This window comes from Stenotrophomonas sp. 86428_Sma (assembly GCF_056481585.1).
Genome location: NZ_CM151156.1, coordinates 801,378 through 814,169, shown reverse-complemented (window position 1 = coordinate 814,169; position 12,792 = coordinate 801,378). Strand labels below are relative to the sequence as shown.

Sequence of the window (12,792 nt, the reverse complement as noted above, 5' to 3'; positions counted from 1 at the left end):
GTTTTCCCGATCCTAGCAGGCGGCCACGGCTCAGTGCAGTGTTGCGCTGCCCGGGTCCAGCCGATCGATCACACCCTGCATCGCGCTGTCGAAGGCGCCATCGTCGACGTGGGCGCGCAGGCGGCCCAGCCGCACCATCACCGCCAGTTCTTCCGGCGAGGCTACGCAGAAGCGCACGCCGCGGCGGTTGACGAACAGCAGGCGCGAGGAAATCGGGCTGACCCAGGACAGCTTGCCGGCCTGCACCTTGCCGTCCTTGTCGACGAAGTCCAGCCAGTTGCCGATTTCCATGCGTCGGAAGCGGTCGGCGTCGGCGTTGTCGAAATCGTCGGCGTCGATCTGCCCGCCGAGCTCCACCGCTGGCGACTCAGCCACCGGCGGCGCCGGCAAGGCGACCTGCGGCAGCTCCGGCAGCGCGCGCTGCAGTTCCGGTCGCGATTCCGCAATGCCCTGCAGGGTGTCGTGCAGGGCGTCGATGGCACCGGTGGCGGCATCGCCGTGCACGCCGACACTGGCAAATACCTTGGCCAGCACCGGCTGCCAGGCCTGCAGCCACGGCTTGCCGACGATCTGGCGGCGGGCCTCGGCCACTTCCTCCAGCAGGCCGTCAGCCAGGCTCAGTGCCTCGGCCACCGACGCGCCCTCCTCGCCCTCGCGCAGCAGCGCCAGGGTCAGGTGGTGCTGCCACGGCTGGCGCAGGAACTCGGCGATGGCCGGCGGCAGGGTGGCATCGCCGATGCGGCGATCCAGTTCGGCACCCGCCCGGCTGCGGGCCATTTCCAGCTTCTCCTGGCCGCGCTGCGTTTCGGCGGCGCGGCGCTCGGCGATTTCCACGCGGCGGCGGTGCTGCACGAGGAACTCGCGGAATTCTTCTTCCAGGGTCAGGAAGATCGCCAGGTTCTCGTTGAACTCAGCCACCAGGCGCTCGATGATTTCCTCGACCTTGGCCATCAGCATGCGCTCGGCCTGGCTTTCGCCGGTATTGCCCTCGCAGGCTTCGGCCAGCGAGTTGAGCAGCTTGCGGGCCGGGTGGGTCTTCTGCACGAACATGCGGCGGTCGAGCATCGCCACCTTGACGAAGGGCACCACCAGGCGGCCGATCAACTCGCGCGAACGGCCCTCCAGCTCGCGTTCGTCCAGCATCACGTCGAACAGCATGCCGACCAGATCGATCGCATCTTCGTCCTGCGGGTCCAGCCGGGTCTGGCCAGGATCGACGCCGAGACGGGTGGCGCTGGACAGCACTTCACTCTTCAGCCGCTGCGCCAGTGATTCGCCGTCCTCGCCGATGGCCGCACGCAGGGTGGCGCTGGGCGTGGCCTGCAGCAGCGACAGCACCGACATCATCTCGCGCTGGCTCAACGGGCGGTGCTGGCCGACCGCGACCTGCGCGGCCGAGGTGGCGTCCTCGCGAACGTGACGGGTCTGCTGCAGCAGCTCATGCAGGGCCTCCAGCAGCATTCCCTGCTGGCCGGCATACGCCTCGCCGTTGCCGGCATCCTCGCTCCCGAGGTGCTGCTGCATGTGGCCACGGCGCTCGGACCAGCGCGCAGCGAAGCGCTGTGCCCAGGCCGGCGCGGCCTGTTCATCATCGCTGAATTCGGATTCGAAGCCCGCCGCGTGGCGCGGCTCGACCAGATCGTCCGACCCGGGCGCCATGCGCGGGTCGGGCGCGGCCGACAATGGACGCCGCGGCGCCCCCATCTGCGACATCACGCCAGCGGCGGCCAGCTGCTCGTCCAGCTTCTCGTAGATGCGGCCCACCGGCGCGCGCAGGTCGCGCTCACACAGCTTGATCAGCACCAGGTGCACTTCCGGCGCCAGTTCGCAGCCGGCAAAGGCCTCATGGATGGCCACGCCCAGGTGTTCGGGGCTGACCGGGTTGTGGTCGGCGTCCAGCTCGGCGCCGCCGATCAGGCGGCCGAGGCGGCGGTCCAGCCGCGCCAGCACCGGCTTGAAGTCACGCAGCAGCACGGTGGCGAAATTACGCACCGCCAGCCGCGATTCCAGTACATGTTCAGCCAACAGGCTCAGGCCATCCTCGGCCGGCCCGGACAGGGTGGCTTCGGCCGACAACGGCTCGCCACTGGCCAGTGCATCCCAGGCCCGCTGCAGGTGGCCGGCGAAGGCGGCGGCGATGTCCTCACGGCGACGGCGCAGCTCGCGCATCGCATCCAGGAACAGCAGCTGCGACGAGCCAGCATTGCCCGCGCGGTCGAACAGTGCATCGTCGAAACGCGCCAGTGCGGCCCCGAACGCCTGGCACAGCGCCGGCAGGACCATGTCCCGGGCACGCTGAAGCTGGACCGGGTCACGGCCCGGCGATCCCATCGGTGTGGGCGCGCTCATCATTCGGGAAGGCTCCCCACCTTCTCTAGTACGACAGACAGCATGGACATCGCGACGGCCGGCACACCCCATGTACCGGTACGTCGATGGTAGGCCGGCCAGCCCGTCACGGACAGTGAAACAGTCCTCACTTCAAACCTCATGACCGGCGGCCCGGCAAGATAGATATCGTAAGCCGTGCGAGGCCCACGAGGCGAGAGGAAGCGGTCGTCCCTTTCCCGCCAGTGGCATGATGTTCATCACAGTTTGATATTCAGGGGCGGGACGCGACACAGACGGCGTCATTGACCACCCCGACTATAATCAAACACCCGTGATGACCGGTTCAGACTCCATGCCCGACCCCGCTGCCCTGCTTGCCCTGGATGCCCGCCGCTCGGTGCCCTCGCGGCAACTGGGCGAGCCCGGACCGGATCCAGCCACCCTGCAGCGCATGCTGGCCTCGGCCGTGCGCGTGCCCGACCACGGCAAGCGCGTACCGTTCCGCTTCCTGAAGATTGCCGGCGATGCACGTCACACTCTGGGCGACTTCCTGGCCGAGCGCAGCCGCCAGCGCGACCCGCATGCCGGCGAGGCGGTATTCGAGAAGGACCGCCAGCGTTTCAGCCATGCGCCGCTGGTGATCGTGGTGGTCGCCAGCCCGCGCCCGGACCCGAAGGTGCCCGAGCAGGAACAGCTGATGACCGCCGGCTGCGTCTGCTTCGCCCTGCTGCAGGCCGCGCAGGCGCTGGGCTTCGGCGCGCAGTGGCTGACCGCCTGGATGGCCTTCGATCCGGCGGTACAGGCCCACCTGGGCCTGGTCGAAGGCGAACGCATCGCCGGCTTCATCCACATCGGTACACCCAAGGCCGATGTACCTGAGCGCGAGCGCCCCGATCCGGCGGCCCTGCTGCGCGACTGGACGCCACCGGCATGAGCCTGCCGGCACCACCGCCATCGCTGTATCTGGTCGACGCCAGCATCTACGTGTTCCGCGCCTGGCACTCGCTGCCGGACCAGTTCCAGGACGCGCAGGGCTGGCCGACCAACGCAGTGCACGGCTTCGCCCGCTTCCTGCTCGATCTGCTCGAACGCGAGCGCCCGCGGCACATCGCCATCGCCTTCGACGAAGCACTCGACAGCGGCTTCCGCCACCGGCTGTATCCGGCCTACAAGGCCAATCGGGACCCGGCGCCGGAAGCGCTCAAGCGCCAGTTCGTACACTGCAAGGCGCTGTGCGCGGCGTTGGGCCTTGCGGTGCTTGCCCACCACGAATACGAAGCCGATGACCTGATCGGCAGCGCCCTGCACGTGCACCGTGGCAGCCACCGCGGGGTGATCATCTCCGCCGACAAGGACCTGTCGCAGCTGCTGCTGGATCACGACGAGCAGTGGGACTACGCACGCAACCAGCGTTGGGACGTAGCCGGAGTGAAGGCGCGGCACGGCGTGCACGCGCACCAGATCGCCGATTACCTGGCACTGTGCGGCGATGCGGTGGACAACATTCCCGGTGTCAGTGGTGTCGGCAGCAAGTCCGCCGCCGTGCTGCTGGCCCACTTCGGCAGCATGGATGCGCTGTACGAACGCCTGGACGAAGTGCCGTTCCTGCGTCTGCGCGGCGCGGCACAGATGGCGGTGCGCCTGCGTGAGCAGCGCGAGCACGCCCAGCTCTGGCGCCAGCTGACCACCATCGCGCTGGACGCGCCGCTGGACGGCAGCCAGCCCGGGCTGCTGCGCCAGGCAGCAGATCCGGAGCTGCTTGGTGGCCTGTGCCAGACCCTGCGCTTCGGCCCGATGACCCGCCGCCGGCTGTTCGATGCCGCCGGCGTGGCCGACCCCGTTCCCACTCCATCCTTTTCCAATTCCGGCGAGCCCGCATGAGCCAGCGCAACACCGAAGCCCCGCGTGTCGTCTATGAAGGCAAGTACCAGCGCATGCTGGTGCGCGGCACCTGGGAATACAGCGAACGTACCCACGCCGGTGGCCTGGCCGCGATCATCATTGCCGTCACCCCGGAGGACAAGGTGCTGTTCGTCGAGCAGTTCCGCGTGCCGCTGCAGGCACCCACCATCGAGATGCCGGCCGGCCTGGTCGGCGACATCCACGCCGGCGAATCGATTGAAGTCTCGGCCGTGCGCGAACTGGAAGAAGAAACCGGCTGGACCGCCGATCACGCCGAAGTGCTGATGATCGGCCCGACGTCGTCCGGCGCCAGCAGCGAGAAGATCGCCTTCGTACGCGCTACCGGCCTGCGCCGGATCGGCGAAGGTGGCGGCGATGACAGCGAGGACATCACCGTGCACGAGATTCCACGCAGTGAGGCCGCGGCCTGGCTGGTGCAGAAGATGGGCGAAGGCTACGAGCTGGATGCCAAGCTGTGGGCCGGCCTGTGGATGATCGAGCACCACCTGGACGGGCGCCCGCGTGGCTGACGCCGACCTGCATGCGCTGCCGGCGCTGCTCGGCGCCGATGATCCGGCAATCTACGCGATTCACCGGCCTCAGGGCGCTTCGCCGTACCTGCTGCTGGCCGACCATGCCGGCCAACAGGTGCCAGGTGCCCTCGCCGGCCTGGGCTTGCCACAGGTCGAACTGGACCGCCACATCGGCTGGGACATCGGCATTGCCGGCACCACCCGCGCGCTGGCCGAACGGCTGGATGCCTGGGCGATCGAACAGACCTATTCGCGGCTGCTGATCGACTGCAACCGCCCACTGGCCTCGCCGACGCTGATTCCGGAAGTAAGCGACCACACCGTGGTCCCGGGCAATGCCGGGCTGTCGGCGGCGCAGCGCCAACAGCGCATCGATGCGATCCACGCGCCGTACCACGCACGCATCGCCGCCGAACTGGACGCACGCCGCGATGCCGGTCGCCCCACCCTGCTGGTGATGATGCACAGCTTCACCCCGGCGATGAACGGCATGCAGCGGCCGTGGCATGCCGGCGTGCTGTACCACCAGGACACGCGCTTTGCGCATGCACTGCTGCAGGCACTGCGCGACGAAGGCGACCTGGTGGTGGGTGACAACGAACCGTATTCGGTCAGCAGTACCAGCGACTACGCGGTGCCGGTGCATGGCGAAGGCCGCGGTCTGGTGCACGTGGAACTGGAGATCCGCCAGGACCTGATCGCCGATGCCGCCGGGCAGCTGGCATGGGCGGAGCGGCTGGCGCGGATCTTCAGCGCGCTGCAACCGCAGTTGCTGGCATTGGGTTGAACGCGCGTGGATCCATCCCGGGTTGGTAGTGCCGGCCGCTGGCCGGCAACCTCAGGGTAGTTGGGTCATTGTGTTTGCCGGCCAGCGGCCGGCACTACCACTACTGTTGCCGGGCGCAGGCCCAGCGCGATCACCACGCCGAGCGCGGCGAACAGCGCGGCGCCGTACTGTGCATTGACCATGCCCTGCAACGCATCAGGACTGGTTGCCGCCTGCGTGCCGCGCGCGGCGTTGGCGACCATCACCAGTACCGCCAATCCCAAGGCGCCGCCGATCTGCTGGGCGGTGGCCGCCATGCCGGACGCGACGCCTTGCTGCGGACCCGGCACGCCCTGCCCGGCCACGATCCACATCGCCGTCCAGCTCATGCCCTGGCCGACGCTGAGCACCACGATGCCCGGCAACAGCGGCCAGTAGCTGGCGCCATGCGGCATCGCCAACGCAACCGCGGCGATGCCGACGGCACCTGCGGCGAAGCCCCAGGCCAGCACCTGCCGTGGCGAACGGCGCCGCAGCATGCGTTCGGCAATCCGGATGCCGAAGGTGCACACCAATGTCGGCAGCAGGAAGGCCATACCGGCCTGCAGCGGGCTCCAGCCATAGCCATCCTGGAAGTAAAGCGCCAGGAAGTAGTACTGCACGCCATAGCTGCTCATGAAAGCGAAGGTCAGACCCAGCGCGGCGCGGAGGCCGGGCAGGCGCAACAGCGAAAACTGCATCAGCGGGTCACGGCTGCGCTTTTCGATCTGTACGAACACCGTCAACAATACGGCTGAAAGCAGCAGGCAGATGAGCGTAGCCGGCGCCGTCCAGCCCCACTCCGGCCCTTGCACCAGGGTGGTGACCAGCAGGCTGCCGCCAGCGGTGACAGTGAGACAACCGGCCAGATCGAAGGAACGGCCCTGCACGCGTGGACCATCGGCCGGCAGCCATGTACCGGCCGCGACCGCGCACGCCGTGGCCAGCGGCACGATCACCGCGAGCACCGCCGGCCAGCCGAACGCCTGGGTCAGCACGCCACCGAGCAGCGTGCCCAGCGCCAGGCCGACCGCGCTGGCCATGCTCCAGATCGCCAGCGCACGATTGCGTACCGGGCCTTCGGCGTACAGCGTGTTGATCAGCGCCAGCGTGGCCGGGAACAGCAGCGCCGCCCCGACGCCTTGTGCGGCGCGCGCGATGATCAACAGCGTGGCGCTCGGCGCCAGCGCGCCGAGCAGCGAGGCCAGCGCGAACAGCAGCATGCCCAGCCGGTAGAAGCGGCGGCGGCCGATCAGGTCGGCGGCGCGCCCGCCGAGCAGCAGGCTGCCGCCGAAGGCCACGGTGTAGGCACTGACCACCCATTGCAGCTGCTGCGCGTTGATCTGCAGCGCGCGGCCCATGTCATGCAGGGCAACGAAGATGATGGTGGCATCCAGGGCGATGATCAGCTGGGCGGTGGCCAGCAGGGTCAGCGCCCAGCGCGGGTATTTGAGGGGAAGCATCGGCGGTCTGGCGCGGTGGGGGAGCGCAGTCTCATTGATGCGAGCCAATCAATAAACCCCTCCCCGACCATATCTGTCATGATTTTCGGCATGAATGGAGCCTCGATGGACCTCAATGCGGTGCGCATGCTGGTGCAGGTGGCCGAAGCCCGCAGTTTCACCGTGGCCGCCGGCCAACTGGGCCTGAGCCAGTCCGGCCTGTCGCGCGCGATCGGAAGGCTGGAAGCCACGCTGGGGGTGAAGCTGCTGCAGCGGAACACCCGCAATGTGGCGCTGACCCCGGATGGCCGCCAATTCGTCGAACAGGTGGCACCGCTGCTGGCCGGCCTGGACGATGCCGAGCGGCAACTGGCCGACCGTCCGTGCACGCCCTCGGGCACGTTGAAGATCAGTGCGCCGTCGATGTTCGGGCGCAAGGTGCTGGTGCCGATGCTGGCGCCGTTGCTGCAACAGCATCCGCAGCTGCAGGTGGAAGCGGTGCTCAGCGACCGTCTGGTCGATCTGGTCGAGGAAGGCTTCGATGCCGCGCTGCGCACCGGCGTCATCGCCGACCAGCGCATCGTCGCGCGGCCATTGCGGCCGCTGCGCTGGGTGACGGTGGCCAGCCCCGCCTATCTGGCCCGCTGTGGCGCACCGGACGATGTGGCCGCGCTGCAGGACCATGCCTGCCTGGCGGTGCGCAACCTGCGCAGTGGCCGGCTGGTGGACTGGCAGTTCCTGCAGGACGGGCAACTGCGCGAGTTCACGCCGCCGACGCGGATGGTGTTCGACAGCGGCGATCCACTGGTGGAAGCGGCCATCGCCGGTATCGGCATCGTGCAGGTGATGGATTTCGCCGTGGCCGATGCGTTGGCCGATGGCCGCCTGCAGCGCGTGCTGCAGCCGTTTGAAGGCCGCAGCCGTGCACTGTCACTGATCTATCCGCCCTCGCGGCAATGCTCGCCAAAGCTGCAGGTACTGGCCGACGCGTTGCTGGCCGGGCAGTGGTAGCGCCGGCCGCTGGCCGGCGTCTCCAGCAATCCAACCGTCTCAGGTTTGCGGGCCAGCGGCCGGCACTACCAGGCTGCGGTAGATCCACGCCATGCGTGGATGAGGGCCGGTAGCGCCGGGCATGGCCCGGCGTTACCGATCAGGTGAAGCTATCGGTGGCGCGCACCAACGCGTCCACGTTCTCAGCCTCGAACGCCGAATGCCCCGAGGCCGGCGTGATTTCCAGCTTCGCCTTCGGCCACACCTTGGTCAGGTCCCAGGCGTTGGCCAGCGGGCAGACCACGTCATAGCGGCCGTGCACGATCACGCCGGGAATGTCAGCGATGCGGTGCGCGTCGCGCAGCAGCTGGTCTTCCACCTCGAAGAAGCCGCCGTTGACGAAGTAATGGTTCTCGATGCGGGCAAAGGCCAGCGCGAAGTGCGGGTCTTCGTGGCTGTTGATGAAGTCGTCGTCGACGTGCAGGAAGCTGGTCGCGCCTTCCCACACCGCCCAGGCTTTGGCCGCTTCCAGGCGGGTGGTTTCGTCTTGGCTGGTCAGGCGGCGGTGGAAGGCCGAGATCAGGTCATGACGCTCCACCGACGGAATCGGCTTGAGGTAGTGCTCCCACGCATCCGGGAACAAGCGGTTGGCGCCTTCCTGGTAGAACCATTCCAGTTCCCAGCGACGCAGCATGAAGATGCCGCGCAGGACCAGTTCGGTCACGCGCTGCGGGTGGGTTTCGGCATAGGCCAGTGCCAGGGTCGACCCCCAGCTGCCGCCGAACACCTGCCAGCGATCAACCTTGAGATGCTCGCGCAGCTTCTCGATATCGGCGACGAGATCCCAGGTGGTGTTGTCCACCAGGTCCGCGTGCGGGGTGGAACGGCCGGCACCGCGCTGGTCGAACAGGATGATGCGGTACTTGGACGGGTCGTGGAACTGGCGCATCTTGTCGCTGCAACCACCGCCCGGGCCACCGTGCAGCATCACCACCGGCTTGCCATCCGGGTTGCCGCACTGTTCGAAGTACAGCGTGTGGCGGTCGTCGACCTTCAGGGTGCCGACGTCGTAGGGGGTGATGGCGGGGTACAGCGTACGCATGCTTGCAGCTCCAGGGTGATGCCCTGCCGGGGCAGGAGAACCTCCATTCTAGGCCGGACACCGGCCCAGGGTGATGCGGTCGCGCTGTTCCAGGTCCTGCACGGTCTGCACCTCTGCAAAACCCGCGGCGTCGAACAGCGCGCGGATCGCCGCGCCCTGATCCCAACCGTGCTCGATCAGCAGCCAACCGCCGGGCAGCAGATGGGCCTGGCCACCGTCGACGATGCGGCGGATGTCATCCAGCCCGTCCACGCCGGAGGCCAGCGCGGTGGCCGGTTCAAAACGCAGGTCGCCCTGTGTCAGGTGCGGATCATCGCTGGCGATGTATGGCGGGTTGCTGGCAATCAGGTCGAAGCGTGCACCCTGCAGTGGCGCATACCAGTCCTGCCCGCCCTCGGCGAAGCGGACGTTGCGCAGTTCATGGCGCGCAGCATTGCGCGCGGCCACGGCCAGCGCGCCCGGGCTGGCATCGGTAGCCAGCACCTTCGCTTGGGGCCGTTCGCTGGCCAGTGCAAGTGCAATCGCACCGCTGCCGGTGCCCAGGTCAGCCAGCTGCAGCGATTGGTCTGGCGGCAGCCGCTCCAGCGCCAGCTCGACCAGCAGCTCGGTTTCCGGACGCGGGATCAGCGTGGCCGGGTCGACCTCCAGGTCCAGCGTCCAGAAACCGCGGCGGCCGGTCAGGTAGGCCACCGGCTCACCGGCCACGCGGCGGGCCAGCAACGCTTCGAAGGCGGCCAGGTCGGCGGCGGCCAGCGGATCGGTGGCATGCGCGAACAGCCAGCTGCGCGGGCGCTCCAGCACATGCAGCAGCAGCAGTTCGGCCTCGTGGCGGGCCTCGACGCCGCCGAGGCGGGCACTGGCCTCGGCCACGATCTGGCGCAGGGAGGGTTCGGTTTGGGAAAACATGCCGCAATTGTAGAGCGGAGCCCATGCTCGGCTGCTTCTGGCGCAGTCGAGCTACACATCCACAGGTCCGCAGTCGAGCATGGCTCGACTCTACAAAAGGCTGCAATCCGTTCAGGTTCTGCCCGAGGGGATAAGGAGGGACTATTGGCCCTATTCAGCCGTTCCGGAAGATTTTCCTTGTCACACAGGCAGTTGCAGGATGAAAGCGTCCGGGTTCAGTGCCTGCTCAGCGCATTTTGATAGACTGCATCTATCAAATAGATGCAATCAATGGATTGTTCTTATCGATAGCGAGTCGGTACTCTAGGTCCTGTCGATTCACCCACTCCCCTTCACCCAGAGGAAAAACGATGTCCCTGATCAACACCCAGATCCAGCCGTTCGAAGCCAATGCTTACCTGAATGGCGAGTTCATCAAGGTTTCCGACAGCACCCTGAAGGGCCAGTGGTCGGTCCTGATCTTCATGCCGGCCGCCTTCACCTTCAACTGCCCGACCGAGATCGAAGACGCCGCTGACCATTACGCCGAGTTCAAGAAGGCCGGCGCCGAGGTCTACATCGTCACCACCGACACCCACTTCTCGCACAAGGTGTGGCACGAAACCTCGCCGGCCGTCGGCAAGGCCCAGTTCCCGCTGGTCGGCGACCCGACCCACCAGCTGACCAACGCCTTCGGCGTGCACATTCCGGAAGAAGGCCTGGCCCTGCGCGGCACCTTCATCATCAACCCGGAAGGCGTGATCAAGACCCTGGAGATCCACTCCAACGAGATCGCCCGTGACGTCTCCGAAACCCTGCGCAAGCTGAAGGCTGCCCAGTTCACCGCCGCCAACCCGAACCAGGTGTGCCCGGCCAAGTGGAAGGAAGGCGAGAAGACCCTGACCCCGTTGCTGGACCTGGTCGGCAAGATCTAAGGCAGTACCGGCCTGCCGTGGCCCCACGCCACGGCGCGCCTTTCATCCCCGTGCCGGTCCCCCCGCCGGCGTGGGGGTGAACCCAAGACAGCCAACGCTCGCCCGCCTTGGCCAGCCAGCCCCTTCCACGGTCGCTGTCTTGGGTTCACCCCTACCCCCAGCTGGTCCGCTACCTTCTACAGCGGTGCCACGCCCCCTGTTTGCCTGAAGCCAGGAGATGACCCGATGTTGGACGCCAACCTGCAGTCGCAGCTGAAGACCTATCTGGAGCGCGTGACCCGCCCGATCCAGATCACCGCGCACGCCGACGACGGCGCCAAGTCGCAGGAAATGCTGGAACTGCTGCAGACCCTGGACAGCCTGTCGGACAAGATCTCGCTGCAGGTGCTGCGCGATGGCCAGGGCCGCGTGCCGTCCTTCGACCTGGGCACCCCGGGCCAGGATATCCACCTGACCTTCGCCGGCCTGCCGATGGGCCACGAGTTCACCTCGCTGGTGCTGGCGCTGCTGCAGGTCGGCGGCCACCCGTCCAAGGCCACCGCCGAGCTGATCGAGCAGGTGCAGAACCTGGAAGGTGAATACAAATTCGAAACCTACTTCTCGCTGTCCTGCCAGAACTGCCCGGACGTGGTGCAGGCGCTGAACCTGGCCGCGGTACTCAACCCGCGCATCCAGCACGTGGCCATCGACGGTGCCCTGTTCCAGGACGAAGTCGAGAAGCGCGAGATCATGTCGGTGCCGACCGTGTACCTCAACGGTGAAGTCTTCGACCAGGGTCGCATGACCCTCGAGCAGATCGTCGCCAAGCTCGATACCAACGCCAGCAAGCGCGATGCCGAGAAGATCGCCGCCAAGGATGCCTTCGACGTGCTGGTGGTGGGCGGTGGCCCGGCCGGCGCGGCAGCAGCGATCTATGCTGCACGCAAGGGCATCCGCACCGGCATCGCCGCCGAGCGTTTCGGTGGCCAGGTGCTGGACACCATGGCGATCGAGAACTTCATTTCGGTGAAGGAGACCGAGGGCCCGAAGCTGGCCACCGCGCTGGAACAGCACGTGCGCGAGTACGAGGTGGACATCATGAACCTGCAGCGCGCCAGTGCGCTGGTGCCGGCCGGTGAAGACGGCCTGGTGCAGGTGCAGCTGGAGAACGGCGCGGTGCTGAAGTCGCGTTCGGTGATCCTGTCCACCGGCGCACGCTGGCGCCAGATGAACGTGCCGGGCGAAGACCAGTACCGCAACAAGGGCGTGGCCTACTGCCCGCACTGCGATGGTCCGCTGTTCAAGGGCAAGCGCGTGGCGGTGATCGGCGGCGGCAACTCCGGCGTGGAAGCGGCCATCGATCTGGCCGGCATCGTGTCGCATGTAACCCTGTTGGAGTTCGATTCCAGCCTGCGCGCCGACGAAGTGCTGCAGAAGAAACTGCGCAGCCTGGCCAACGTCACCGTGCTGACCAGCGCACAGACCACTGAAGTGCTGGGCGACGGCAGCCGTGTCACCGGCCTGGTCTACAAGGACCGTGTCGGCGGCGACGCCCACCGCGTCGAGCTGGAAGGCATCTTCGTGCAGATCGGCCTGCTGCCCAACACCGAGTGGCTGAAGGACACCGTGGCGCTGTCGCCGCGTGGCGAGGTCGTCATCGATGACCGCGGCCAGACCAACCTGCCGGGCGTGTTCGCTGCTGGCGATTGCACGACGGTACCCTACAAGCAGATCATCATTGCCATGGGCGCCGGTTCGACCGCCGCATTGAGCGCGTTCGACCACCTGATCCGCTCGTCGGTGAGCAGCAGCAGTGGTGCCGTTGCTGAAGCTGCCTGATCCACCGTTCCCAGATCACCGGGAACATTGTCTGCCTGTCGGGTAACCA

General features: G+C 67.3%; 11 protein-coding genes. 7 read left to right on the top strand and 4 right to left on the bottom strand.

Going from position 1 to position 12,792, the window contains the following annotated elements; genetic code table 11:
• Positions 1-30 precede the first annotated feature (30 nt).
• The gene (locus ACZK3J_RS03630) at positions 31-2,352 is read right to left on the bottom strand and encodes a DUF1631 domain-containing protein (protein ID WP_049422876.1); all 2,322 of its coding nucleotides are present in this window, start codon (positions 2,350-2,352) and stop codon (positions 31-33) included.
• A gap of 331 nt (positions 2,353-2,683) precedes the next feature.
• On the opposite strand from ACZK3J_RS03630, the gene ACZK3J_RS03625 reads away from it, so the two are divergent.
• Genes ACZK3J_RS03625 through ACZK3J_RS03610 form a run of 4 tightly spaced genes read left to right on the top strand, consistent with a single transcriptional unit; the run spans position 2,684 to position 5,553 of the window.
• Positions 2,684-3,265 carry a nitroreductase family protein gene (locus ACZK3J_RS03625; protein WP_049399990.1) on the top strand — a complete coding sequence of 194 codons (582 nt, stop codon included), beginning with the start codon at positions 2,684-2,686 and terminating at the stop codon, positions 3,263-3,265.
• Positions 3,262-4,212: a 5'-3' exonuclease gene (locus ACZK3J_RS03620; RefSeq protein WP_100437928.1), complete on the top strand. Its 951-nt coding sequence runs from the start codon at positions 3,262-3,264 to the stop codon at positions 4,210-4,212. Before ACZK3J_RS03625 ends, ACZK3J_RS03620 begins: the two co-directional genes overlap by 4 nt.
• Complete coding sequence (locus ACZK3J_RS03615; RefSeq protein ID WP_010481791.1) at positions 4,209-4,763, top strand: NUDIX hydrolase; 555 nt, start codon at positions 4,209-4,211, stop codon at positions 4,761-4,763. The genes ACZK3J_RS03620 and ACZK3J_RS03615 overlap by 4 nt, the downstream gene beginning before the upstream one ends.
• Positions 4,756-5,553 (top strand): N-formylglutamate amidohydrolase, encoded by a 798-nt coding sequence (locus tag ACZK3J_RS03610; RefSeq protein ID WP_100437927.1) that lies wholly within the window; start codon positions 4,756-4,758, stop codon positions 5,551-5,553. The genes ACZK3J_RS03615 and ACZK3J_RS03610 overlap by 8 nt, the downstream gene beginning before the upstream one ends.
• A gap of 65 nt (positions 5,554-5,618) precedes the next feature.
• Here the strand turns inward: ACZK3J_RS03610 and ACZK3J_RS03605 are convergent, their stop codons facing one another.
• Positions 5,619-7,034 carry an MFS transporter gene (locus ACZK3J_RS03605; protein WP_100437926.1) on the bottom strand — a complete coding sequence of 472 codons (1,416 nt, stop codon included), beginning with the start codon at positions 7,032-7,034 and terminating at the stop codon, positions 5,619-5,621.
• A 105-nt stretch (positions 7,035-7,139) separates the two neighbouring features.
• Between ACZK3J_RS03605 and ACZK3J_RS03600 the strand changes: the two genes are divergently transcribed.
• Positions 7,140-8,024 carry a LysR family transcriptional regulator gene (locus tag ACZK3J_RS03600; protein WP_100437925.1) on the top strand — a complete coding sequence of 295 codons (885 nt, stop codon included), beginning with the start codon at positions 7,140-7,142 and terminating at the stop codon, positions 8,022-8,024.
• Between the two features lie 139 nt (positions 8,025-8,163).
• Here the strand turns inward: ACZK3J_RS03600 and pip are convergent, their stop codons facing one another.
• Entirely contained in the window at positions 8,164-9,105 is a 942-nt protein-coding gene (gene pip, locus ACZK3J_RS03595) for a prolyl aminopeptidase (protein ID WP_100437924.1), read from the bottom strand.
• A 48-nt stretch (positions 9,106-9,153) separates the two neighbouring features.
• The gene (gene prmC / locus ACZK3J_RS03590) at positions 9,154-10,011 is read right to left on the bottom strand and encodes a peptide chain release factor N(5)-glutamine methyltransferase (RefSeq protein WP_100437923.1); all 858 of its coding nucleotides are present in this window, start codon (positions 10,009-10,011) and stop codon (positions 9,154-9,156) included.
• A 350-nt stretch (positions 10,012-10,361) separates the two neighbouring features.
• On the opposite strand from prmC, the gene ahpC reads away from it, so the two are divergent.
• Positions 10,362-10,925, top strand: coding sequence for an alkyl hydroperoxide reductase subunit C (gene ahpC / locus ACZK3J_RS03585; RefSeq protein ID WP_478476419.1), 564 nt, complete (start codon positions 10,362-10,364; stop codon positions 10,923-10,925).
• A gap of 225 nt (positions 10,926-11,150) precedes the next feature.
• Positions 11,151-12,743 carry an alkyl hydroperoxide reductase subunit F gene (ahpF, locus tag ACZK3J_RS03580; protein WP_100437922.1) on the top strand — a complete coding sequence of 531 codons (1,593 nt, stop codon included), beginning with the start codon at positions 11,151-11,153 and terminating at the stop codon, positions 12,741-12,743.
• The last annotated feature ends 49 nt before the right edge of the window (positions 12,744-12,792 follow it).

Bases quoted from the DNA above. Each gene is read 5' to 3' on its own strand.
- ACZK3J_RS03630 (WP_049422876.1), bottom strand. From the start codon at position 2,352: ATGATGAGCGCGCCCACACCGATGGGATCGCCGGGCCGTGACCCGGTC.
- ACZK3J_RS03625 (WP_049399990.1), top strand. From the start codon at position 2,684: ATGCCCGACCCCGCTGCCCTGCTTGCCCTGGATGCCCGCCGCTCGGTG.
- ACZK3J_RS03620 (WP_100437928.1), top strand. From the start codon at position 3,262: ATGAGCCTGCCGGCACCACCGCCATCGCTGTATCTGGTCGACGCCAGC.
- ACZK3J_RS03615 (WP_010481791.1), top strand. From the start codon at position 4,209: ATGAGCCAGCGCAACACCGAAGCCCCGCGTGTCGTCTATGAAGGCAAG.
- ACZK3J_RS03605 (WP_100437926.1), bottom strand. From the start codon at position 7,034: ATGCTTCCCCTCAAATACCCGCGCTGGGCGCTGACCCTGCTGGCCACC.
- ACZK3J_RS03600 (WP_100437925.1), top strand. From the start codon at position 7,140: ATGGACCTCAATGCGGTGCGCATGCTGGTGCAGGTGGCCGAAGCCCGC.
- pip (WP_100437924.1), bottom strand. From the start codon at position 9,105: ATGCGTACGCTGTACCCCGCCATCACCCCCTACGACGTCGGCACCCTG.
- prmC (WP_100437923.1), bottom strand. From the start codon at position 10,011: ATGTTTTCCCAAACCGAACCCTCCCTGCGCCAGATCGTGGCCGAGGCC.
- ahpC (WP_478476419.1), top strand. From the start codon at position 10,362: ATGTCCCTGATCAACACCCAGATCCAGCCGTTCGAAGCCAATGCTTAC.
- ahpF (WP_100437922.1), top strand. From the start codon at position 11,151: ATGTTGGACGCCAACCTGCAGTCGCAGCTGAAGACCTATCTGGAGCGC.